At 62.2% G+C, this 21578-nt stretch carries 22 protein-coding genes; 3 read left to right on the top strand and 19 right to left on the bottom strand.

Annotated elements, in window-relative coordinates; genetic code table 11:
* Nucleotides 1-19 precede the first annotated feature (19 nt).
* The 4 genes from B0E51_RS02895 to B0E51_RS02880 are packed head-to-tail and all read right to left on the bottom strand — an operon-like array spanning nt 20 to nt 3031.
* Entirely contained in the window at nt 20-562 is a 543-nt protein-coding gene (locus B0E51_RS02895; protein ID WP_077443355.1) for a pilus assembly protein PilP, read from the bottom strand.
* Entirely contained in the window at nt 559-1218 is a 660-nt protein-coding gene (pilO, locus tag B0E51_RS02890; RefSeq protein WP_077443354.1) for a type 4a pilus biogenesis protein PilO, read from the bottom strand. Before pilO ends, B0E51_RS02895 begins: the two co-directional genes overlap by 4 nt.
* Nucleotides 1215-1973: a PilN domain-containing protein gene (locus B0E51_RS02885; RefSeq protein WP_077443353.1), complete on the bottom strand. Its 759-nt coding sequence runs from the start codon at nt 1971-1973 to the stop codon at nt 1215-1217. The genes pilO and B0E51_RS02885 overlap by 4 nt, the downstream gene beginning before the upstream one ends.
* The gene (locus tag B0E51_RS02880) at nt 1973-3031 is read right to left on the bottom strand and encodes a pilus assembly protein PilM (protein ID WP_077443352.1); all 1059 of its coding nucleotides are present in this window, start codon (nt 3029-3031) and stop codon (nt 1973-1975) included. The genes B0E51_RS02885 and B0E51_RS02880 overlap by 1 nt, the downstream gene beginning before the upstream one ends.
* Nucleotides 3032-3283: 252 nt before the next feature.
* Between B0E51_RS02880 and B0E51_RS02875 the strand changes: the two genes are divergently transcribed.
* A complete protein-coding gene (locus B0E51_RS02875; protein WP_077443351.1) occupies nt 3284-5833 on the top strand; it encodes a penicillin-binding protein 1A in 2550 nt (849 codons plus the stop codon).
* A gap of 62 nt (nt 5834-5895) precedes the next feature.
* On the top strand, nt 5896-6567 hold the full coding sequence (locus B0E51_RS02870) for a hypothetical protein (RefSeq protein WP_077443350.1): 672 nt from the start codon (nt 5896-5898) through the stop codon (nt 6565-6567).
* 79 nt (nt 6568-6646) lie between these two features.
* Here B0E51_RS02870 and B0E51_RS02865 read toward each other — a convergent pair whose 3' ends face one another.
* The 7 genes from B0E51_RS02865 to rpoZ form a co-directional block, all read right to left on the bottom strand.
* Entirely contained in the window at nt 6647-7942 is a 1296-nt protein-coding gene (locus B0E51_RS02865) for a citrate synthase (protein ID WP_077443349.1), read from the bottom strand.
* 270 nt (nt 7943-8212) lie between these two features.
* The gene (locus B0E51_RS02860; RefSeq protein WP_077441007.1) at nt 8213-8467 is read right to left on the bottom strand and encodes a type B 50S ribosomal protein L31; all 255 of its coding nucleotides are present in this window, start codon (nt 8465-8467) and stop codon (nt 8213-8215) included.
* 115 nt (nt 8468-8582) lie between these two features.
* Nucleotides 8583-9518, bottom strand: a complete 936-nt coding sequence (locus tag B0E51_RS02855; protein WP_077443348.1) for a nucleoside hydrolase — start codon at nt 9516-9518, stop codon at nt 8583-8585.
* A 138-nt stretch (nt 9519-9656) separates the two neighbouring features.
* Nucleotides 9657-11771: an ATP-dependent DNA helicase RecG gene (gene recG, locus B0E51_RS02850; protein ID WP_077443347.1), complete on the bottom strand. Its 2115-nt coding sequence runs from the start codon at nt 11769-11771 to the stop codon at nt 9657-9659.
* 95 nt (nt 11772-11866) lie between these two features.
* Nucleotides 11867-12250, bottom strand: a complete 384-nt coding sequence (locus tag B0E51_RS02845) for a RidA family protein (RefSeq protein WP_077443346.1) — start codon at nt 12248-12250, stop codon at nt 11867-11869.
* 105 nt (nt 12251-12355) lie between these two features.
* On the bottom strand, nt 12356-14524 hold the full coding sequence (locus B0E51_RS02840) for a bifunctional (p)ppGpp synthetase/guanosine-3',5'-bis(diphosphate) 3'-pyrophosphohydrolase (RefSeq protein ID WP_077443345.1): 2169 nt from the start codon (nt 14522-14524) through the stop codon (nt 12356-12358).
* Between the two features lie 126 nt (nt 14525-14650).
* Nucleotides 14651-14941, bottom strand: a complete 291-nt coding sequence (gene rpoZ, locus B0E51_RS02835) for a DNA-directed RNA polymerase subunit omega (protein ID WP_007509529.1) — start codon at nt 14939-14941, stop codon at nt 14651-14653.
* 203 nt (nt 14942-15144) lie between these two features.
* Between rpoZ and B0E51_RS02830 the strand changes: the two genes are divergently transcribed.
* Nucleotides 15145-15975 carry a VacJ family lipoprotein gene (locus tag B0E51_RS02830; RefSeq protein WP_077443344.1) on the top strand — a complete coding sequence of 277 codons (831 nt, stop codon included), beginning with the start codon at nt 15145-15147 and terminating at the stop codon, nt 15973-15975.
* An 85-nt stretch (nt 15976-16060) separates the two neighbouring features.
* Here the strand turns inward: B0E51_RS02830 and B0E51_RS02825 are convergent, their stop codons facing one another.
* The 8 genes from B0E51_RS02825 to B0E51_RS19075 form a co-directional block, all read right to left on the bottom strand.
* A complete protein-coding gene (locus B0E51_RS02825) occupies nt 16061-16366 on the bottom strand; it encodes an STAS domain-containing protein (RefSeq protein WP_077443343.1) in 306 nt (101 codons plus the stop codon).
* Nucleotides 16366-17034, bottom strand: coding sequence for an ABC transporter substrate-binding protein (locus B0E51_RS02820; RefSeq protein WP_077443342.1), 669 nt, complete (start codon nt 17032-17034; stop codon nt 16366-16368). Before B0E51_RS02820 ends, B0E51_RS02825 begins: the two co-directional genes overlap by 1 nt.
* 25 nt (nt 17035-17059) lie before the next feature.
* Nucleotides 17060-17932 carry an outer membrane lipid asymmetry maintenance protein MlaD gene (gene mlaD / locus B0E51_RS02815; protein ID WP_077443341.1) on the bottom strand — a complete coding sequence of 291 codons (873 nt, stop codon included), beginning with the start codon at nt 17930-17932 and terminating at the stop codon, nt 17060-17062.
* Between the two features lie 37 nt (nt 17933-17969).
* Complete coding sequence (gene mlaE, locus B0E51_RS02810; protein ID WP_077443340.1) at nt 17970-18746, bottom strand: lipid asymmetry maintenance ABC transporter permease subunit MlaE; 777 nt, start codon at nt 18744-18746, stop codon at nt 17970-17972.
* Nucleotides 18743-19579, bottom strand: coding sequence for an ATP-binding cassette domain-containing protein (locus B0E51_RS02805; RefSeq protein WP_077443339.1), 837 nt, complete (start codon nt 19577-19579; stop codon nt 18743-18745). The genes mlaE and B0E51_RS02805 overlap by 4 nt, the downstream gene beginning before the upstream one ends.
* Nucleotides 19580-19657: 78 nt before the next feature.
* Complete coding sequence (gene gmk, locus B0E51_RS02800; RefSeq protein ID WP_077443338.1) at nt 19658-20290, bottom strand: guanylate kinase; 633 nt, start codon at nt 20288-20290, stop codon at nt 19658-19660.
* Nucleotides 20291-20828: 538 nt separating this feature from the next.
* The gene (locus tag B0E51_RS02795) at nt 20829-21071 is read right to left on the bottom strand and encodes a hypothetical protein (protein WP_143525772.1); all 243 of its coding nucleotides are present in this window, start codon (nt 21069-21071) and stop codon (nt 20829-20831) included.
* A gap of 35 nt (nt 21072-21106) precedes the next feature.
* A complete protein-coding gene (locus tag B0E51_RS19075; RefSeq protein ID WP_143525771.1) occupies nt 21107-21475 on the bottom strand; it encodes a type 1 fimbrial protein in 369 nt (122 codons plus the stop codon).
* Between the last annotated feature and the right edge of the window lie 103 nt (nt 21476-21578).

Below are 21578 nucleotides of genomic sequence, written 5' to 3'. Positions count from 1 at the left end.
TGCATCAGCCCCTGTATTCCTATTTCGCGGCAAGCGCGATGCTGGCCGGACGTTCCATCCAGCCGCCATTACCGTTCGACACCAACTCGACCAGATCAATATGGTCATCGCTGATGGCCGTGATATGCCCGTAGTTCTGGCCCATGTACTCACCAACACGGACACGATGGATCACGCCACCCGGATCCTTGACCAGCACCTCCATACCGGTGCCGGCACCGAGCGTACCAACCATCTTCAAGGTATCGAGGGAGAACATCTCCAACGGCTGCTTCGCACGATTGGCATCCGGGCGTGGACCGGTGTTAGCGGTATTAGCCTGCAATTCGACCGTACTCGGACTAAACGGGTCACGCCTGTCCTGATCGTCGTACTTGAACGTCTCGAACGTCTTGATAACTGGCAGCGGCGGAATCGGCGCACCTTTCTTGACCTTTTCCTGTGCAACCCAGTCGCGCAGATCCGACATGCCACGAGTGCAACCACTTAGAACCAGGATGGTACCCAGCATCAACAGAAGGCGTAGCACACGGCCTGGCTTGATGGCAGCGAACTTGTTCATTTCTGCCCCCTTGCCTTGGCGCTGCTCTTGGTGGCTGCAGCGCTCTCTTCATCATCCAGGTAACGATAGGTCTTCACCGTACCCTGCAGCACGAGCTGACCGTTTGTGGGTGCATCGCCCTTGGCTGGGCTTTTTGGAGTCAACGTGACGTCATGCAAGGTCAGGATCACGACCCGCGGTAGAGATGCCACACCGCTGATGAAAGTACCGAACTGATGATAGGTGCCGGTCATGCGCAGAGTGATCGGCTTCTCGGCGTAGAAATCCTTCGGCGTCTCCGCGCCCGGCTGGAACAAATCGGACTCCAGCCCCGCCGACAAGGCAGTCTGCGAGATATCCACCAGCAACTCCGGCATTTCGGTCTTGCTGGGCAACTGCCGCAACAGTTGACGCAGCATGTCCTGCATCTCGTCGAGCTGTTGCTGCAATGCCTCAAGATTGACCGACTTGGCCTGCTTGGTCGAGAACTCCTGTTTGAACCCTTCTTCCTTGCTGGCCAGCGAAGTCAGATTGTCCTGTTGGTCGCTGACGAAGAAATACCATCCGATCAGCAGCACGACCACAAACACCAGTACCGTAAAGAAGATCTTGACCGATTGCGGCCAGCCACCAACGTTGTTGCGATCCAGATTGCGAATGTCATCGAGGAACTTCATGGCTTGGTTCCTCCCGTGGCAGACGCGGCACTCACCGGCTTGGCTTCCGTGGAGATATTGGCCGATTTGGCCGATGTACTTGCAGCCGGAGCACCCGTGACGGCCTTGGCAGCCATGCCAAGTGCCGGAGGCACAGAAACTGTCGATGCAGCTGCCGCGCTGCCGGCGGCAGCAGGTGCTTCGCTGTCCCCGCTCGCCGCAGTTTCGTCGGACTTCGGCCGACTCAGCGCCACGTCCAGACCAAAGGTATAAGGCATGCGGCTAGCGTCATGACTGTTCTCGGTCTTGCGCAGATCTGCGTGACCCATCCAGGGTGAAACCTCGATATTGCGCATGTACTCGGCAACGCTGGCATTGGATTGCGCCACGCCATCGAGCGACATCGACTGGCCGTTTTGCTTGACTCCAGTCAGGCGCGCACTGGATGGAATCGTCTTCACCAGCTCGTCGAACAAATGCACCATCTGCGAGCGATCCGCCTGCAACTGCTCGATGATCTGCTTGCGTGCCAGCAGATGCGCGCGCACCGTTTCCAGATCCTTGATCTTGGCGATGCGCACATCGAGCTGCTTGATCTCGGTCTGCAGGTACGTGTTGCGCTCGTTCTGGTTGTCGATGCGCTGACCCATCCAGAACACCCACAACAGCAAGACACCCAGTGCCGCGACAAAAGCGGCAACGAGCTGCATGTAGAACTCGCGTTCGCGTTGCTTGCGCCGTTCGGCGCGCCACGGAAGTAGATTGACGTGTGCCATCAGTCGAAGCTCCTCATGGCGAGGCCAACCGCGATCATCAGCGCCGGTGCGTCCTGGGCCAGCGACTGCGCCTGAACCCGTGGCGAAAGTGACATGCGGGCCAACGGATTGGCGACGACGCAGGAAACCCCCAGCTGCTCTTCCAGCATCGGGCCCAGCCCCTCGATCGAGGCGCAACCGCCTGCCAGCACGACCTGATCAACCTTGCTGTATTCGCTGCCGGCAAAGAAGAACTGCAGCAGGCGGCTGATCTGCTGGATCAGCGATTCCTTGAACGGCTCCAGTGCCTCGGTTTCGTACGATTCGGGCAGACCGCCCTTGCGCTTGGCGCGACCGGCCTCCTCGTAGGAGAGCCCGAAGCGGCGCATGATCTCGTCGGTGAGTTGCTTGCCGCCGAAGACCTGTTCGCGTGAGTAGATGGTACGTTGATTGCGCAGTACCGACAGCGTGGTCATGGTGGCACCGATATCGACCACCGCCACCAGCGCATCACGCCCGACGTTAAGCTGATCGGCAACCATCGCAAAGGCGTTCTCCATCGCGAACGCCTCGACGTCGATCACGCTGGCGGTGAGTCCGCCCAGATCGAGTGCCGCCACGCGCATGTCGACGTTCTCGGTACGCGAGGCCGCCAGCAGTACGTTGTTCATGTCGGGGTTGTCGCGTACCGGACCGATCACCTCGTAGTCGAGACTGACTTCGTCGATCGGATACGGGATGTACTGGTTCGCCTCGACCTGGATCTGACCTTCCAGATCATCGTCGGAAAGCTCACTGGTCATCGGAATGATGCGGGTGATCACCGCCGACCCGGCCACCGCCGCCGATGCATGCTTGAGCTTGGAGCCCGAGCGTGCCAGCGCGCGGCGAATCGCATCGCCTACGGCCTCGACCTCGACGATGTTCTTTTCGACCACGGCATTGGGTGGCAAAGGCTCGACCGCGTAATGCTCCACGCGATATCGGCCGCCCGCTTGACTTAGCTGCAGCAACTTGACGGCAGTCGAACTAATGTCGACACCAATCAGCGCCGGCTTCTTCGGTGTAAAGAGCCCCACGGTGTTTCCCCCTTGCCGCTAACGTCCATGGCCAGAATCCTGGCGGGATGCGCAGTGGCATTAAATCGAAAAATTAACGCAATGGCAACGGTCTACGGAAACTTTCTCAAGTAATTGACGTGATGTCCAACACATTTGCGGAATCACCTCATTTGGCCCAACCCTTGCTTTGGCCGACTTCGTCTCATGTGCTGAATACTGCTACATCTATACTCTGCCATGTTTTGACTCAGGTCTCGCTATCCCCACACCATGCGAATTTTCAAGCGTTTGTTGCGCTGGGCTCTGATCCTGGCCTTTACCGGTCTACTTTTGGCAGTTATCGCGGTTGGTGTGGCGTATTGGCTGGTCGCCCCTAGACTCCCCTCGGTGGCCGTGCTCAAGGATTACCACATGCAGGTGCCGCTGCGTGTATTGAGCGCTGACGGCAAGCTGCTGGCCAGTTTCGGCGAGACGCGGCGCATCCCGGTGACCATCACCGATGTGCCGGACCTGCTCAAGCATGCCGTGCTGTCAGCTGAAGATGCGGACTTCTATCATCATCCCGGAGTGGACTGGCGGGGCATCGTCCGCGCCGGTTGGCATGTCGTGGCAACCGGCGGCGACAAGGGCCCCGGCGGCTCGACCATCACCCAGCAGGTCGCACGCAACATCTTCCTGAGCCCGGAAAAGCTCTACTCGCGCAAGCTCACCGAGATCTTCATCGCGCTGCGCATCGAACATGAGCTCAGCAAGGATCAGATTCTTGAGCTGTATCTCAACAAGATGTTTCTCGGTCATCGCTCTTACGGCGTCGCCGCGGCCGCGGAGTATTACTACGGCAAGACGCTGGATCAGCTGACCGTGGCCGAGTGCGCGCTGATCGCCTCGACCTTCCAGCTACCCTCGGTGGTCAATCCGCTCAACAGTTCCAAGCGCGCCCTTGCCCGGCGCAACTGGGTGCTGGGCGAGATGCTCAGGCACGGCTACATCACCAAGCCCGTCTACGAACAGGCCATCGCCGAACCCAACAATGCTTATCCACACGAACAGCCGATCGAGGTCGATGCACCGTATCTGGCGGAAATGGTGCGCAGGCAAGTACTCGACCGGCTTGGCAACGAAGCACTTACCGAGGGCTACGTGGTCAAGACCACGCTGCAAAGCAGCCGTCAGCAGGCGGCGGTGGAAGCTTTGCGCAATGGCGTGATTGCCTACGATCATCGGCATGGCTGGCGTGGCCCCGAAGCACACCAGGACTTGCCTGCCGAGGCCAGTGATCAGGACTACGACAATTTGTTGTCCGGCTATACGGCCATCTCGGGCCTGCAGCCGGGCTTGGTCACGGCCAGCAGCGCGAAAGAAGCCACGATTTACCTGTCCAGTCACGAGGGTGTGAAGCTCGACCTGGCCGCAATCAGCTGGGCCCGACCGCATATCGACGAGGATCGTGTCGGTGCCACCCCGCACAGCGTCGATAGCGTGCTGAAGCGCGGCGACATCGTGCGACTGTCACGCGACGATCAGGGCAACTGGCAGTTGGACCAGATTCCAGCCGCGCAGGCTGCACTGGTCTCGATCAACCCGGAAGATGGTTCGATCCAGGCACTGGTCGGCGGCTTCAATTTCGCGCGCAGCAAGTTCAACCGCGCGGTGATGGCAGCACGCCAACCCGGATCCAGCTTCAAGCCGTATCTGTATTCGGCTGCCTTCGAACGTGGTTTCACGCCGTCCTCGATCATCAACGACGCGCCACTCGCGCTGCCCGATCCGTCGCGACCGGACGGTCTCTGGACGCCGTCCAACGACGACGGCAAGTTCGCCGGACCCATGCGTTTGCGCGAAGCGCTGGCACAGTCGAAGAATCTGGTGTCGGTGCGCCTGCTCGATGCCATGGGTCTGCGCTTTGCGCGCGAATACGCCACACGCTTTGGCTTCCCGCTCGATGCCCTGCCGGCCAACTTGTCACTCGCCCTTGGCACAGCATCGGTATCGCCGATGGGCATGGCGCGCGGTTATGCCGTATTTGCCAACGGTGGTTATCTGGTCACACCGTACTTCATCAGCGAGATCGACGACCGCAACGGCAAGCCGGTATATCTGGCCAACGCGGCACGCGCCTGCGGCAGCTGTCAGGAGCGTCTGCTCGACACGCGTCCACCCGGACCGCCGCCGGCCGACATGCTGAAGACCCCTGCCAACGATGTTGCCGTAGCGAGCACCACGCCGCTGCCAGCTGAAGCCAGTAGTGTTGATGGTGTGGGTGTCGCAGCACTTCCCGCGGATATCCATGGCGAGAACAGCCATCCGCCCGTGCTCGCACCACGCGTGATCGACCCGCGCAACGACTACCTGGTCACTTCGCTGATGAAGGATGTCATCGCCAGTCCGCGCGGTACCGGTTACGCTGCCAAGGCACTCAATCGTGCCGACCTGGCCGGCAAGACCGGCTCCACCAACGACCATCGCGATGCCTGGTTCGTGGGCTTCAATGGCGACCTGACGACCGCGGTATGGATCGGCTTCGACGACTTCAGTCCGCTGGGCAAGTCCAATGGCGTGGGCGAGTTCGGTGCCCAGGCCGCCCTGCCGATCTGGATGGATTATATGGGCACGGTGCTGAAGGGCCTGCCCGAGAATACGTTGCCGATGCCGCCCGGGATCAGCACGGTGTTGATCAACCGTCAGAGCGGCCTGCCCACCTCGGCCGATGACCCCGACAGCATGAACGAAATCTTCAAGGTGGAAGATGTCGATCGCCTGCGCAATCAAGCCAACCAGCAGAAAGAGCAGGACCAGCAACACGCCTACGATATCTTCTGACCCTTCGCCGGCCGCTTCGGGTAAGGTGGCGTTGCCGGTTACCGAACGACGAGGAACGTGCCATGTCGCGAGGCGAACATCACCGTATCCATGCGCATGACCGACTGCAGCGAAATCGGCTGCGTATTGCCCAGGAGGCCGCACGCTTGATGAGCGAGCATGGCATCCGCGATTTCCACCACGCCAAGCTGAAAGCTGCCGAGCGCCTGGGCATTCTTGAGGCCCAGGCGTTGCCGCGCAATCTGGAAATCGAACAGGCGCTGCGCGAGCACCAGCGCCTGTTTCACGCCGACAGCCAGCCACAGCTGCTGCTCCAGCGACGGGAGGCCGCGATCGAGGCAATGCGCTTTCTTGCCAGGTTCGAGCCACGCCTGGTCGGTGCCGTGCTTGAAGGCACCGCCGACGCACATTCGGCCGTCTGCCTGCATGTGTTCAGCGATGATCCCGCCGCGGTCGAGTTGTATCTGCGCGAACACGGCGTGCCAATCCAGGCCCAGGTGCGCCGACTGCGCTACAGCCGCGACGAACAGCCCGAGTATCCGGTGCTGTTGTTTGCGGCCGACGAGTTGCCGTTCGATCTGACCGTGTTACCGCGCGACGCCCTGCGCCAGGCTCCGCTGGACCGGGCCGACGACCGGCCAATGCGCCGTGCCACGCTGTCCCAGGTGGAAATCCTGCTGGCGGAAGACGATGACGACGAATTCGAACAGCGCCTTTCTGCCGTATTGCGCTGAGTCGACATCACTACCCCATGAACAAGAACGCCCCGGTTGAGGTCGGAGCGTTCTTGTCTGCGTCAGTGAAAGTCGTCGATCAGCGCTTGTCGCCAGACGTGTAATTGCGCACGTCGGCGCCGGTGTAGATCTGGCGCGGACGACCGATACGCGATCCCGGGGTTTCGTGCTGTTCGATCCAATGCGCGATCCAGCCGGCAGTGCGCGCGATCGCGAACATCACGGTGAACATCTCGGTCGGGATGCCCAGCGCCTTGTAGATGATGCCGGAGTAGAAATCGACGTTCGGGTACAGCTTGCGCTCGACGAAATAGTCGTCCTTCAACGCAGCCTCCTCCAGTTTCATCGCCACCTCGAGCAGCGGGTCGTTGACACCCAGCTCCGCGAGTACCTTGTGGCACATCTCGCGGATGATCTTCGCGCGTGGATCGAAGTTCTTGTACACGCGATGACCGAAGCCCATCAGGCGGAAGCTGTCGTTCTTGTCCTTGGCGCGCAGTACCGCAGATTCGACATTGTCCGGTGTACCGATTTCCTCGAGCTGTTTCAGCACCGCCTCGTTGGCGCCCCCATGTGCCGGTCCCCACAGCGCAGTGATACCGGCGGCGATCGACGCGTACGGATTGGCACCGGTGGAACCCACCAGACGTACGGTGGACGTGGATGCATTCTGCTCATGATCGGCATGCAGGATGAACAGCAGATCCAGCGCCTTGGCCGCCACCGGATTCATCTGCAGCGGCTCGCTCGGCACCTCGAACATCATGTGCAGGAAGCGGGTGACGTATTCGAGGTTGTTGCGCGGATAGCGCATCGGCCAACCGATCGAATAGCGGTAACAGGCGGCGGCGATGGTCGGCATCTTCGCGATCAGGCGGATCGCCGCCATCTTGCGATCGCTGGGATTTTCCACGTCCAGGTCATCGTGATAGAACGCCGACAGCGAGGCGACCGCCGCGGCCAGCATCGCCATCGGATGCGCATCGTGATGGAAGCCCTGGAAGAAGTTCTTCTGCGCCTCGTGCATCATGGTGTGATGCGTGATGTCGTGCTCGAACGTCGCGAATTCGGTCGGCTTCGGCAGTTCGCCGTTGAGCAGCAGGTAGGCCACTTCGAGGAAACTGGATTTCTCCGCCAGCTGCTCGATCGGGTAGCCGCGATACAGCAGCACACCCTGGTCGCCGTCGATATAGGTGATCGCGCTCTTGGTGCTGGCCGTGCTGCCGTAACCGGGGTCGTAGGTGAAGTGGCCGGTGTCCTTGTACAGCGTGCCGATGTCGATGCAGGCCGGACCCAGCGTGCCGCTGATCAGCGGCAGCTCACTGCTGCGGTTGCTCGACTCATCCACCAGCTTGACGATCTTGGGATCGGACACGGAAACCTCCTCACATGTGGGTCACTGCCGGGGCAACCGCGATGGCGGCACCAGCCGGCGGGAATGCTTGGCAACGCAGGTCGGGGAAACATGCGATGCAACGGACGCAACCGCGTCTGATCCTTGGGATTATCGCACAACGACCAGCTCACATTCGATGGCGCATGGTCGAATGGCGCCCACGAAAAAACACGGGGCAAGCCTGCGCTCGCCCCGTGTTTCGAATCGGATCGATCTGGCTGGCCGTCTACGCAACGACCAGGCAATCGCTTATTCCTTGGCAGCGCCCGCATAACGGCGGCGGAACTTGTCGACGCGGCCGCCGACGTCCAGCGACTTCTGCTTGCCGGTGTAGAACGGGTGCGAATGGCTGGAGATATCCACCTTGATCAGCGGGTACTCATTGCCGTCTTCCCACTTGATGGTTTCCTTGCTGGACATGGTCGACTTGGTCAGGAACGAGAAGTCGGACGACAGGTCCTGGAACACCACCGGGTTGTAGTTCGGATGGATATCAGGCTTCATGACAGGCTCTAAAGCGGTGGTGAAAAGAGCGGTATTGTAGCGAGGAATCGATCATTGCTGCAAGTCCGGGCCAGATGGGCGCGGAACGACCCTGCCGGCGCCAACCCGCAACGAATCAGCTTTCCACACCCAACGCACGCTGCACCATGGCAGCAAAGCGGGCCTGGTCCACTTCCAGCACAATATTAGCCTGGGCCGGGTGACCCAGCCGCGCAGTCCAGTCGACCACGGTGGCACCTCGGGTAAGCCGACCATCCAGCTCCACCGCCACTGCACGCGTCTCGCAACGGGTGACGATCGACGGATCGATTGCCACCGCCATCGCCAGCGCATCGGCAGCGATCACACCACTGCGGTCATGTTTCGCGTTGTAGCGACGTGCCGTGGCGACGATCCGCCCGAAGAAATCCGCACGCTGGTCACCGGCTGCCAGCCAACGATCGAATTCGGCATCGTCGAACGCATGCCGCAAGGTGGCCTCCCAGTCGACCAGGTCGAACGACGGAAACGCCTCGAACACCACATGCGCCGCTTCCGGATCGAAGCCGACATTGAACTCCGCCGGTACCTTGCCGGTATTGCCGTGGCCGGTCACCGCACCACCCATCACCACCAGCCGGGCGACCCGCTCGGGCAGCGTGGGATCCAGCCGCAGCGCCAGTGCCAGATTGGTCAACGGTGCCAGCGCCACCAGGGTCAGTTCGCCCGGGCGCTCACGGGTCAGCCGCAGCAGGGCCAGCGCAGCCGACTCGTTCGCCAACGGCGCCTTCGGCTCGGCAAAGCCGACATCGCCGAAACCGTCCTCACCATGCACAAACGCAGCGTCCTCGTCCGGCGCACGCACCAGCGGCGTGGCACAACCGGCAAAGACCGGTGTATTCGCACCGAGCAGATCAACCAGGGTGCGCGCATTGCGCACGGTATGGCCGAGCCCTACGTTGCCGGCAGCGATGCTCAGACCGGCGATGTCGGCATGCGCATGCGCCATCAGGATGGCCAGCGCGTCGTCCACGCCAGGGTCGGTATCAATCAGCAGTTGCGGTCGGGTCATGGCATAGCGTCGTTGTCGAATCGCTCAGTGTATGGGATAGGCGTCGGAAATCGGAATGGCAAAGCATTTGAGAAACGTGGCGCGACTCCTCAAAAAAAGCTTTGCGGTATCGGTTTGGCCATGCCTGATTTCCAGCACTCAGGCATTCACGTAGCGGGCGGCGCCACCGATCCAGCGTTCGATCAGCCGCTCGGTCTGCCGCGGATATTTCGTCAGCATGCGCTCGCCAACTTGCTGCACGGCCGGTAGCAGATGCGCGTCGCGAGCCAGGTCGGCGATGCGGAACGCGAGCTGGCCGGTCTGGCGCGTGCCCAGCACCTCGCCCGGACCGCGCAGCTCCAGATCCTTCTCGGCAATGCGAAAGCCATCGCTGGTCTCGCGCATCACCTGCAGCCGCTCGCGCGCCAACTGACCCAGCGGTGGTTGATACAACAGCACACAGTTGGAGGCGAGCGCACCGCGTCCGACCCGGCCGCGCAACTGATGCAACTGGGCCAACCCCAGCCGCTCACTGTTCTCGATCACCATCAGGCTGGCCCTGGGTACGTCAACGCCGACCTCGATCACCGTGGTCGCCACCAGCACCGACAGTTCACCGGCCTTGAACGCATCCATCACTGCCTGCTTTTCCTTCGGCTTCATGCGACCGTGAATCAGGCCGATCCGGAAACCGCTCAACGCGGCGGACAGTTCGGCGTGCGCCACTTCGGCCGCCTGTGCACGCAACTGTTCGGACTCCTCGATCAAGGTGCACACCCAGTACACCTGCCGCCCTTCGCCGCAGGCCGCATGAATGCGCTCGATCACGTCGAGCCGTCGCGCATTGGAGATCGCGATGGTCTGCACCGGCGTGCGCCCGGGCGGCAGCTCGTCGATCGAAGACACGTCCAGATCGGCATACGCGCTCATCGCCAGCGTGCGCGGGATCGGTGTGGCCGTCAGCACCAACTGGTGCGGCACCAGTTCGCCATCTCTGCCCTTGTCGCGCAGGGCGAGTCGCTGCTGCACACCAAAACGATGCTGCTCATCGACGATCACCAGCCCGAGCTGCGCAAACGCCACCCCCTCCTGCATCAGCGCATGCGTACCGATCACCACTGGTGCACCGGCGGCAACCCGCTCCAGTGCCAGCTTGCGTGTCTTGCCGGTCACCTTGCCGGCCAGCCATTCCACCTCGATACCAAGCGGCTGCAGCCAATGCCGGAAATTATGCAGATGCTGCTCGGCCAGCAGCTCGGTCGGCGCCATCAAGGCGACCTGGTAGCCCGACTCCACCGCGGCCAGGGCGGCCAGCGCGGCAACTACCGTCTTGCCGGACCCGACATCGCCCTGCACCAGTCGCAGCATCGGCTTGGGCTGCGCCAGATCCCGCGCCACTTCCGCGCCGACACGCTGCTGTGCCGCCGTCAGCTCGAACGACAATCCAGCGAGCAATCGCCGCTGCAATTCGCCCGTGCCGCTCAGCGCCGGCGCATGCCGCCGACGTACCGACGCACGCATGCGCTTCAGACTCAGATGCTGGGTCAGCAATTCCTCGAACGCCAGCCGCTGCTGCGCCGGATGACGACCGAGCATGAGCTGACCCAGATGCGCGTCCGGCGGCGGCCGGTGCACATAGAGCAGGGCGTCGCGCAACGAGGTGAGTCCATGTTCGGCGCATAGCTCAGATGGAATCAGCTCCAGTTGTTCTGCTGCTGGCAGCAACGCCAGCGCGTTGCCGATCACACCGGTCAGACGCTTCTGCCCCAATCCTTCGGTAGTCGGATAGATCGGGCTGAGCAATTCATCGACAGCGACGGCATCGTCACCGCTCAGCCGCTGATATTGCGGATGCACCATCTCCAGTCCCTGCGCACCATGCCGGACTTCACCAAAACAGAGCAGGCGGGTCCCTGGCAGCAGCTGCTCGGCCTGCGCGCGATTGAAATGGAAAAAGCGCAGCAGGAGGGTCTGCTGACTGGCATCGCCGATCGCCACCTTCAACTGCGGACGATAGCGAAAGCCGCGCTCGACCGCCTCGACCACACCATCGACCTGCGCCCGCTCGCCGACGCATAGATCCGCGATGGCGGTGACGCGAGTCTTGTCCTCGTAACGCAGCGGCAGGTGAAACCATAGATCCTGTACCCGCTCCAGCCCGAGCCGCGCCAGTGCGGCAACCAATGCCGGGCCGACACCGGGCAACGCACTGACCGGGGCGATGCCCGGATCAGTGTCAGCAGCAGGAGCGGAACGAGGGGTGCGAACGGCCATGACGTGCAAGCCTAACCGAGCACCGTCCCATGTCGTAAGCCAGATGCCGACGCAGACTGTCGGCGCAAGCCGTGCGGCAAATCACTTCAGTCCCATCACGGCAGCACCATCACCGCGTCGACTTCGACCTGTGCCGCCTTCGGCAGACCGGACACCTCGATGGTGGAACGTGCCGGATAGGGGGGCTGGAAGTACTCGGCCATCACTGCATTGACTGCGGCGAAATTCGCCAGGTCAGTGACGTAGATGCCCACGCGCACGATCTGCGCCAGCGAACCGCCGGCGGCCTGCGCCACCGCCGTGAGATTGTCGAACACGCGTCGCGTCTGCGCCGTGATGTCGCCATCGACCAGCGCGGCTGTGGCCGGGTCGAGCGGAATCTGGCCGGAGAAGTACACGGTATTGCCGGCACGCACGGCCTGCGAATACGGACCGATCGCGGCCGGTGCCAGCTCAGTGGCGATGATGCTGCGGGACATGGGGTTTCCTCGGGAGTCGCCGTTGGGGGATCGCAAAGCCTATCGTCTCGACACGCTGGTGCAAACCTCGATGTCGCCGGATTCGCGATTCCGGCTACCGCTCAGTCACAGCGGGTAGCGGTACGCCCCGCTTACCACGCCGGTACGCCGCACGCGACGGATCACGTCGGCCAGATGCTTGCGGTTCTTCACTTCCATCGCAAACAGCAGGGTCGCGGCGGCGGCATCACGCTCGACGTATTCCACGTTCTCGATGTTCGAATCGGCCGCGGCGATCGCGGCGGCCACGGTAGCCAGCACGCCGGGGCGATTGATCACCTCGATGCGCAGCTCGGCACGGTAGTCGCCTTCCACGTCGCGATCCCATTCGATCGCCACGCAGCGCTCCGGCGATTTGCGCAGCTCGACCACGTTCGGGCATTCCTCGCGATGCACCACGATGCCCTTGCCCGAGGACAGGTAACCGATGATGTCGTCGCCCGGCAGCGGGTGGCAGCAGTTGGCAAAGCTGAGTACGCCGCGCTCGGCGCCGGTGATGCGGATCTTCTCGTGCACATGCGGCGATGCCTGCGGCACGACACCACGTCGCTTGCCGCGCGACCCCAGCAGCTGGCTGGCCACCACGTCGGGCATGCGATTGCCCAGCGCGATATCCGAGAGCAATTCCTCCAGCCGTTTGAACTTGGAGGCCTCCAGGAAACGATCCAGCACCGCCGCCGGGATGCCATCCAGGCTGCTGCCCTGTGCATCCAGCGCACGATCTAGCATGCGGTGGCCGAAATCGACCGCGTCCTCATGCTGCAGGTGCTTCAGATACTGGCGGATCGCGGTACGTGCCTTGCCGGTGACCACCACCTCAAGCCACGCTGGGTTCGGCACCGCCGACGGTGCGGTGATGATTTCCACCAGCTGGCCAGATTCCAGCCGCGTACGCAGTGGCAGCAACTTCTTGTCGACGCGTGCCGCCACCGCATGGTCGCCGACATCGGTGTGCACGGCGTAGGCGAAGTCCAGTGCGGTGGCATTGCGCGGCAGCGACAGGATGTCCCCGCGCGGAGTGAACAGATAGACCTCGTCCGGAAACAGGTCGATCTTGACGTTCTCGATGAACTCCGACGATGAGGCGGTATTCGCCGAGCTGTCGGCCAGCGATGACAACCACTCGCGCGCACGCGCCTGCGCACTGTTGGCCGGACCGCTGTCCGTCTTGTACGCCCAGTGGGCGGCGACGCCGCTTTCGGCCACCGAATCCATCTCGGCCGTGCGGATCTGCACCTCGATCGGCGCGCCGAATGGCCCCAGCAGCACGGTGTGCAGCGACTGGTAGCCATTCGCCTTGGGGATCGCGATGAAGTCCTTGAAGCGCTTGTCGACCGGCTTGTAGAGCGCGTGCACCGCACCCAGCGCCATATAGCAGCTCATCGCATTGTCGACGACCACGCGGAAGCCGTAGACGTCCATCAACTGGGTGAAACTCTTGTGCTCGCCGTGCATCTTCGAATAGATGCTCCACGGCGACTTGATCCGGCCAACCACGCGCGAGCTCAGGTGATCGGTCGCCAGCCGTGCGGTCAGCGCCATCTCGATCTTGCCCATCGCTTCGCGACGGTTGCCGAGCGCGGCGCGGATGCGTTCGCTGATCACCCGGTAGCGATCCGGGTACAGCGCACGGAAGCCCAGATCCTGCAGCTCCGCCTTGATCTTGTTCATGCCCAGGCGCTGCGCGATCGGCGCGTAAATCTCCAGCGTCTCGCGGGCGATGCGGCGGCGCGAGGGCGCGTCCTTGGCCCCAAGCGTACGCATGTTGTGCAAACGGTCGGCCAGCTTGATCAGGATCACACGCAGGTCGCGCGCCATCGCCAGCAGCATCTTGCGGAAGCTTTCCGCATCGGCTTCCTGGCGGCTGCCAAAACGCATCTTGTCGAGCTTGGTGACGCCATCGACCAGCTCGGCCACCACCTCGCCGAATTCGGCGGCCAGTGCCTCGCGGGTGAGTTCGGTGTCTTCCAGAGTGTCGTGCAGGATCGCCGCGATGATCGTTTCGGCATCCAGCCGCAGTTCGGCCAGGATCCCGGCCACCGCTACCGGATGGGTGATGTACGGTTCACCGCTCTTGCGTTCCTGCCCCGCATGCGCTTCGGCGCCGAGCAGGAAGGCGCGCAGCACACGCTCCACCTGCACTTCGGGCAGATAGGCAACACGCTCTTTAAGAGCCAGCACATACGGCGGCAAGACAGACAGGTCGACGGAGGCGGGAGGCGCGGCCACGGTCATCACTGCTGGTGCCGTTTCAGGCACCCACCTCGCCGCAAGCGGAACGATAGACGACCGCGCGCGCGCATCCCCTCGCACCGGACGCGCCGGTGTGGCGGATGCGCGTGCTACAGCCGCCGCCATCCATCAGTCGTCGCCACCTTTGGACAGGTCGTCGTCGACCTCGGCTGCGGCCCACTCCAGCGCCTCGCGTTCGGCACGCTCACGCTCGGCCTTGTCGATCTGGTCGATCGTGGCCTGATCGATGCGGCGTGCAGCGATCTCGCGCAATGCCAGCACGGTCGGCTTGTCATGGTCGGGATTGACCGCCGGTTCGGCACCCTTCTCCAGCTGACGTGCGCGCTTGGTCGCCATCAGTACCAGCTCGAAACGGTTGTCGACTACCTCGAGGCAGTCTTCCACGGTAATACGTGCCATGCGAAATCCTTAGGGAATAAATAACTTATATGGTCTGACAGTGTAGCCAGCAGGTGCTTGGCTGGCAATGTGAGCGGCGCGTATGATGCACGGCTGCGATGAGCCAATGCGTTGTTCGCGAAAGCGAACCGAAAGCCGTGCAAGATATAAAACCAGACAGTACAATTATGCTGGCCCACCCCTGCCGCGACCCCCTTGCAACCATGCCCCCATTGCTGCGCCTCCCCGCCCTGAGCCGTTGCCTGCCCCTGCTCGCCCTTGCGTTGCTGGCTGGCTGCACGATCGCCAAACCGCGCACCGATGATCCGCTGCAGAAGTACAACCGCGAGGCTTACAAATTCACCGACACCGTGGACCAGGCGGTAATCCGTCCGGTGGCGGTGGGTTATCGCAACGTGACCACACCACCGGTGCGTCGCTCGTTCAGTGATTTCTTCACCAATATCCGCATGCCGATCACGGTCGCCAACGATCTGCTGCAGGCGCGCCCGAAACAGGCGCTGCAGAGCAGCGGCCGCTTCCTGGTCAATCTGACCCTGGGTATCGGTGGCTTCTTCGATCCGGCCAGCCAGCTCGGCCTGCCGCTGGAAGACAACGACTTCGGTGTCACCCTGGCGCGCTGGGGCCTCCCCGAGGGCGATTACCTGTTCCTGCCGTTGGCTGGCCCAAGCACGATGCGCGATGTATGGCGTCTGCCGGTCGACAGTTACTTCTTCGATCCGCTCAGCCTGTTCGCCAGCAACCATCATTACAACGGCCTGCAATACCTGCCGCAGGCGATGTATCTGGTGACCTTGCGCTCGCGCGGTATCGATGCCGAGGGTTTCCTGCAGTCTGCCTACGATCCCTACGTGTTCATCCGCGACGCGTATCGGCAGCAACGCCTGTATGCGATCTATGACGGCAACCCGCCTGAAGCCGTCATCCAGCAGATGCAGGGGCTGGACGACAAGAACTTCGATCCCGACCAGCTGCTGGACCAGCAACACCAGTGGGAAAAGGAACACCCGGGTCAGACCAATCCGAAGCAATGAAGGCAACGGCGAACTGATGGCAATACGAACGAAGAAGGGGCCCGCGGGCCCCTTCTTCGTCATGAACGTCATGCCTAGAACCAGGTCAGGACATCAACCGATCCACTTCGCAGACGGTGGCCAGTGCCTGCATGCCAACCGGCATGTGGATGACCTGCAAACCCCGGCCACGCTGGGAAGCTTCAGCGACGACCGCCAGCACACAGGCCAGTCCGGCGCTGTCGCTGCGAGTGACGCCGGCCAGATCAAGTCGGGCCACCTGACCGGCAGCCAGCGCGGACCGGATCGCCTGCAGCGCCGGCGCCGCCGTGTCGAAGTCCAGCACACCGTCCACACCGAGCGTGCCCGGTGTGTCGGTCAGCAGCCGAAATCCGCCTGCGGCAGCCGTCATCACTGCGCGCCCTTGTTGTCCTTGTCCATCGTCTCCAGCGCCTTCTCGCCCTGGGTTTCGAGGTTCTTGATCAACTGCTCGATGCCGACTTTGCGGATCTCCGCATCCACCTGGTTGCGGTAATTGGTGACGTAGGAAATACCCTCGATGATCACGTCGTAAGCCTTCCAGTCACCGGTACGGCTCTTGCGGAACGCGTAGTCGATCGACACCAGCTTGCCGTCGTCCAGCACCACCTGGGTGCGCACCACGGTGCGTTTGTCGTTGAGGTCGCCATTGAACGGCAGCACCTTGACGCGGCCACGGGTGTAGTCAAGCAGGCCCTGGGCGTAACGGTGGGTGATCGAGTTGTAGAACGCCTTGGCGAAGCGCTCGCGCTGCTCCGGCGTCGCTTCGCGTGCATGCTGGCCGAGCACCAGGATCGAGGCGTAATCGATGTCGAAGTGCGGCAGGAACACCTCGTCGATGATGCTGATCAGCTTGTCCTGATTGCGCTTCAACTCGTCACGATGTCCATCGATCGCCGTAGCCAGTTGATCGGCGATGCCCTGCACGATTTGCACCGGTGCCTGCTCGGCCGCAGCCGGCGCGGCGGTCTGGGCGAATACCGGGGCGGCAGCGATCGTGCCGAATGCAAGGGCGGTGGCAAGAGCCAGTCTGCGCAACATGGGGAACTCCTTCAGCAAAACCGGCTCAGTGTTTGCCGGCGGGGGTATCGGATTTGCCGTCGCCGGCATCTTTCTTGTCACTGGACGAACCATTGACCATGAACTTGCCGATCAGATCCTCCAGCTGCATCGCGGACTGGGTCAGGATCATCTCGTCACCGTCCTTGAGCGCGTCGGGCGAACCGCCAGGCTGGATCGCAACATACTGACTGCCGATCAAACCGCTGGTGAACACCGCGGCGGATGAATCGTCGGGAATTGCGTTGTAACGCTTGTCGATCGCCAGTACGACCTGCGCATTCAGCTTGACCGGATCGGCATGCACCGACTGCACGCTGCCAATCGCCACGCCAGCCATCTTCACCGGCGCGCCGACCGAGAGCGAGCCGACATTGCTGAAATCTGCCTTCACCGAGTAGGTGCCGCCGATGTTGTCGGCAACGCCACCGGCACCGAAGAACTTGCCAAGCATCTCTTCCAGTGGCTGCGAGGACTTGGTCCGCCCAAGTGTGCCGCCAGCCGCCAGGACCTGCTTCGAGGCGCCATATTCGATGCCGATGTACTGGTCGCCAAGCAGGCCGCTGGTGAAGATGGTTGCCACCGAATCCTGCGGGATTGCATCGTAGGACTTGTCGATCACCAGCTTCACGTCGGCCACCTCCTGCCCTGGCGCCAACGTGATCGACTGCACCTGGCCGACGCGTACACCGGCGATCTTCACCGGTGCACGCTCTTTCAGCTGCCCGATATTGGTGAAGTGCGCATCGACGGTATAGCCGGCCCCCTGGTGCACGCTCGCCACCGAACTGGTCTGGGTCGCCAGATAGGTCAGCGCGGCAAAACCGAGCACGATGAACAGGCCGGTGCCGACGGCATAGGAACTTCTCTGTTGGCTCACGGCAGAATCCTCAACGAAAAACGATTGGTCATGGCAGTCACATCAGGAAGGCGGTAAGCACGAAGTCCAACGCCAGGATCGCGATCGACGAAGCGACCACGGTACGGGTGGTGGCGTAGGCCACGCCCTCGCTGGTCGGCGGCGTGGTGAAGCCCTGGAATACTGCGATCAGCGACACCACCGCACCGAACACCAGGCTCTTGAACAGCACGCCGTTGACGATGTCGGTGTGCACCACGACCACCGCGGTCATGTTCGACCAGAACGTGCCGTTGTCGATGCCGAGCCAGGTCACCCCGACCAGGTGACCACCGAAGATCGCCATCGCGCAGAACACGCAGCACAGCAGCGGCATCGCGATCAGTCCCGCCAGGAAACGCGGCGTGGCGACATAGGCAATCGGATCAACCGCCATCATCTCCATCGCATCGATCTGGTCGGTGGCACGCATCAGGCCGATTTCGGCGGTGATCGAGGTGCCCGCGCGTCCCGCGAACAGCAGCGCGGTCACCACCGGTCCCAATTCACGGTAGACCGCCAGCGCCACCACCATGCCACTGGCCGAAGTACTGCCGAAGATCGACAACACGTTGTACAGCTGCAGCTGCAGCACCATGCCGATGAACAGGCCGCAGACCATGATGATGGCCAGGCTCATCGCGCCGACGAACCACAGCTGGCGGATGGTCTCGCGTACGTAACGGAAGCTGCGCGGGATCGCCATCAGCAAGGTGAGCAGGAACAGGCCACAGTTGCCGATCTGCGTCAGTGACTGGATCACCACGTTATTGCTCTGTGGCGTACGCACGTTCATTTCGCGGCTCCGGCAAAGCCCAATGCCTGTGCCAGATCCTCGGCCGGATACTGGAATGGCACCGGGCCATCCGCCTCACCGCCGAAGAACTGCCGCGTCCATGGCGAACCATCATTCGCGATGGTTTTCGGATCGCCCTGCGCCACCACCTTGCCGTTGGCAATCAGGAATACGTGATCGGCGACCTGCTTGATCGCCTCGAGTTCGTGCGCCACCAGCACACTGGTGATGCCAAGGGTCTGGTTGAGCGTACGGATCAATTTCAATACCTGGTTCAGCGCCACCGGATCGAGTCCCACGAACGGCTCGTCGTACAGGATCAGCATCGGATCGAACACGATCGCCCGCGCCAGCGCCACGCGCCGCGCCATGCCGCCGGACAGTTCATTCGGCATCAGTCGCGCCGCGCCGCGCAGACCCACCGCCTGCAGTTTCAGCAGCACCAGGTCGCGGATCAGCACTTCCGGCAACTTCGTATGCTGGCGCAGCGGAAACGCCACGTTCTCGAACACGTCGAAATCAGTCAGCAGGGCCGAGTTCTGGAACAGGTAGCCGATCCCCTCGCGCAGCTTGTACAGCTGTTCGCGCGACAGCCCGGCCACGTTCTTGCCGTTGACAAGAATCTGTCCCGCATCAGCGCGCATCTGCCCGGTAATGTGCTTGAGCAGGGTGGTCTTGCCGGTACCGCTGGGGCCCATGATCGCGGTGACCTTGCCGCGCGGAATATCCAGATCCAGCGCATCGAAGATGGTCTTGCCGTTGAGCACCGTGGTCAGCCCACGGATCCGCACCAGGGTGCTGTCATCGGGCGTGGCGCGAACGGGATCGGTCATGGGCAGCAATAACTCTGGGGAAGCGGACAAGGTAGCCGAAGCTCGATACGAAGGCCATGCGCAGGGCAGCGTCCCGGCTCAGGTTCCGGCAGCCAGCAACTCGGAAATCAAGACCTCGTGCCGCTGCCATTGCAAGACACTGCGCAGACGCACCGCACGGACGATCGCCTGCAGGTCGGCGAGCGCATCCTCGAATGCGTCGTTGACCAGGATATAGTCGAACTCATGCGCATGGGCGATCTCGCCGCGCGAATTGCGCAACCGGCGCTCGATCACATCGGTGCTGTCCGAACCTCGACCGCGCAGACGGCGTTCAAGTTCCGCCCGCGACGGCGGCAGGATGAACACGCTGACACAGTCAGGCTTGCTGCGTCGGATCTGCTCGGCACCCTGCCAGTCGATCTCCAGCAGCACGTCGCGCCCCTGCGCCAGTAGCGTCTGCACCGTGGTACGCGAAGTGCCGTATAGATTGCCATGTACTTCGGCATGCTCGAGGAAAATGCCCTCGGCGATCTCACGCTCGAATTCGCCGCGCTCGACGAAGTAGTAATGCCGCCCATACAGCTCACCCGTGCGCGGCGGCCGCGTCGTGTGCGATACCGACAGCGAGATCGCCGGCTCGCGTTCGAGCAACGCATTGACCAGGGTGGACTTGCCGGCACCCGAGGGCGCAGCGACCACGAACAGGGTGCCTTCAGGCTGGGCACTCATTCGATTACACCTGAACCCGCAGCGCGATCGACGAACCGCACCACGTCAAGGCTTCGCCACTGCACTCTTGCGCGCAGGCGCAGGCATGGGCACAACAAATGGTGGGGGTAGGCTTCATCGAGGAAGTATAGCGGGGACCGTCGTCAGACCGCCTACGCGCCATGACGCCGTGCACATAGGGTGCATGAAGTGGCAATAAAAGCCGGCATTCCCTTGCCTGGTAGCGTCCAAACCCTCAAGGAGAATTGCATTTCGGCAGCCGGCCAATCGCTTGCTGCTCCGCCAACTCTCCTGCTCACCGTCCTGTAGCGATGAGGAAAACCTGCGGCATCCTCAACTGTACAAGCGTGACTGGACCAGGTCACTGCCCAGGCGAGATCCTCCGATCAAAGTTGCCGAGCTATCTCCCGGGAAGCTCCCGGCGCGTGATTTGCCTCACCCATCAGCCACATCAGACGAGCCATGGCAACCTCGGCTCACGCCTCCCGTCACAGACCGCCCATGGTGCACCTGTGATCTGAGAGAAGTCTGGATTCCATCAAGCCGCTACGGCGTTGTGTTGGATGGCAGGCTTTGCATACCTCGCCAGAAGAGTCACGCCGATGGGGCAGATCATCACGACGAGTACTGCCATGCCGGTGTTGTCATGGGTCGCGCGACCCAGGCCCCGTGCCGTTCGTATGGCAGAGCCCAGGCTCAATTGCGTGACCACAGGATCGATGTCGCGGTAAACATTCCATAGCCCGTCAGCGCCTTCCTTGACCTTGATTACGATACTCACGTCGGCAACTCCATTGGTTTGATCGAGCCAGCACATCATTCGTAGATCTGAGTCAGCAACACCGGATCTGCAACGTCGGATCGACCTGCCTTGACGTATGCATCGAAGTACTTCAGCACTTGATCCGCTACCGAACCCGACAGGCGCATGACCGTCAGTGCGTAGATCGGTGACCCACCTCTGCTTGCGTTACCGGATCTGTTGCAAGCCAGTCGCTCCATGTGGACTCCCGTTTGTGTCGCATCGGCTGCAGCTGCCGTGCTGTCCGCAGTCGAAACACTGCAAGTTGGCTCGACAATGGCTCCTGAAAACGTTATCCGCCCACTCGCTGCCACAGCCATTGATGGAACAAGCGTCGTCGCACACAAACACATGGCAAGCAGGGTCACCAGGGAGATAGCCATGTCAGTTCACGGTCGCACCTCTGATGTGTAAAGTCGGGCCAGATTTTTCGTGCCCGTAAAGATCGGTACCTGCACAGCCTGCCTCACGACCGCTGAGCTCCCA

This window comes from Rhodanobacter sp. C05 (assembly GCF_002001165.1).
Lineage (GTDB): Bacteria > Pseudomonadota > Gammaproteobacteria > Xanthomonadales > Rhodanobacteraceae > Rhodanobacter.
This window is presented reverse-complemented; position numbering and strand designations above follow the sequence as displayed.

What these genes read in the sequence shown, in the direction of transcription:
- mlaE (WP_077443340.1), bottom strand. Translation starts at nt 18,746, where the DNA reads ATGAACGTGCGTACGCCACAGAGCAATAACGTGGTGATCCAGTCACTG.
- B0E51_RS19075 (WP_143525771.1), bottom strand. Translation starts at nt 21,475, where the DNA reads ATGGCTATCTCCCTGGTGACCCTGCTTGCCATGTGTTTGTGTGCGACG.
- B0E51_RS02875 (WP_077443351.1), top strand. Translation starts at nt 3,284, where the DNA reads ATGCGAATTTTCAAGCGTTTGTTGCGCTGGGCTCTGATCCTGGCCTTT.
- rpoZ (WP_007509529.1), bottom strand. Translation starts at nt 14,941, where the DNA reads ATGGCACGTATTACCGTGGAAGACTGCCTCGAGGTAGTCGACAACCGT.
- B0E51_RS02870 (WP_077443350.1), top strand. Translation starts at nt 5,896, where the DNA reads ATGTCGCGAGGCGAACATCACCGTATCCATGCGCATGACCGACTGCAG.
- B0E51_RS02860 (WP_077441007.1), bottom strand. Translation starts at nt 8,467, where the DNA reads ATGAAGCCTGATATCCATCCGAACTACAACCCGGTGGTGTTCCAGGAC.
- B0E51_RS02805 (WP_077443339.1), bottom strand. Translation starts at nt 19,579, where the DNA reads ATGACCGATCCCGTTCGCGCCACGCCCGATGACAGCACCCTGGTGCGG.
- B0E51_RS02830 (WP_077443344.1), top strand. Translation starts at nt 15,145, where the DNA reads ATGCCCCCATTGCTGCGCCTCCCCGCCCTGAGCCGTTGCCTGCCCCTG.
- B0E51_RS02885 (WP_077443353.1), bottom strand. Translation starts at nt 1,973, where the DNA reads ATGGCACACGTCAATCTACTTCCGTGGCGCGCCGAACGGCGCAAGCAA.
- pilO (WP_077443354.1), bottom strand. Translation starts at nt 1,218, where the DNA reads ATGAAGTTCCTCGATGACATTCGCAATCTGGATCGCAACAACGTTGGT.
- B0E51_RS02855 (WP_077443348.1), bottom strand. Translation starts at nt 9,518, where the DNA reads ATGACCCGACCGCAACTGCTGATTGATACCGACCCTGGCGTGGACGAC.
- recG (WP_077443347.1), bottom strand. Translation starts at nt 11,771, where the DNA reads ATGGCCGTTCGCACCCCTCGTTCCGCTCCTGCTGCTGACACTGATCCG.
- gmk (WP_077443338.1), bottom strand. Translation starts at nt 20,290, where the DNA reads ATGAGTGCCCAGCCTGAAGGCACCCTGTTCGTGGTCGCTGCGCCCTCG.
- B0E51_RS02825 (WP_077443343.1), bottom strand. Translation starts at nt 16,366, where the DNA reads ATGACGGCTGCCGCAGGCGGATTTCGGCTGCTGACCGACACACCGGGC.
- B0E51_RS02820 (WP_077443342.1), bottom strand. Translation starts at nt 17,034, where the DNA reads ATGTTGCGCAGACTGGCTCTTGCCACCGCCCTTGCATTCGGCACGATC.
- B0E51_RS02895 (WP_077443355.1), bottom strand. Translation starts at nt 562, where the DNA reads ATGAACAAGTTCGCTGCCATCAAGCCAGGCCGTGTGCTACGCCTTCTG.
- B0E51_RS02845 (WP_077443346.1), bottom strand. Translation starts at nt 12,250, where the DNA reads ATGTCCCGCAGCATCATCGCCACTGAGCTGGCACCGGCCGCGATCGGT.
- B0E51_RS02840 (WP_077443345.1), bottom strand. Translation starts at nt 14,524, where the DNA reads ATGACCGTGGCCGCGCCTCCCGCCTCCGTCGACCTGTCTGTCTTGCCG.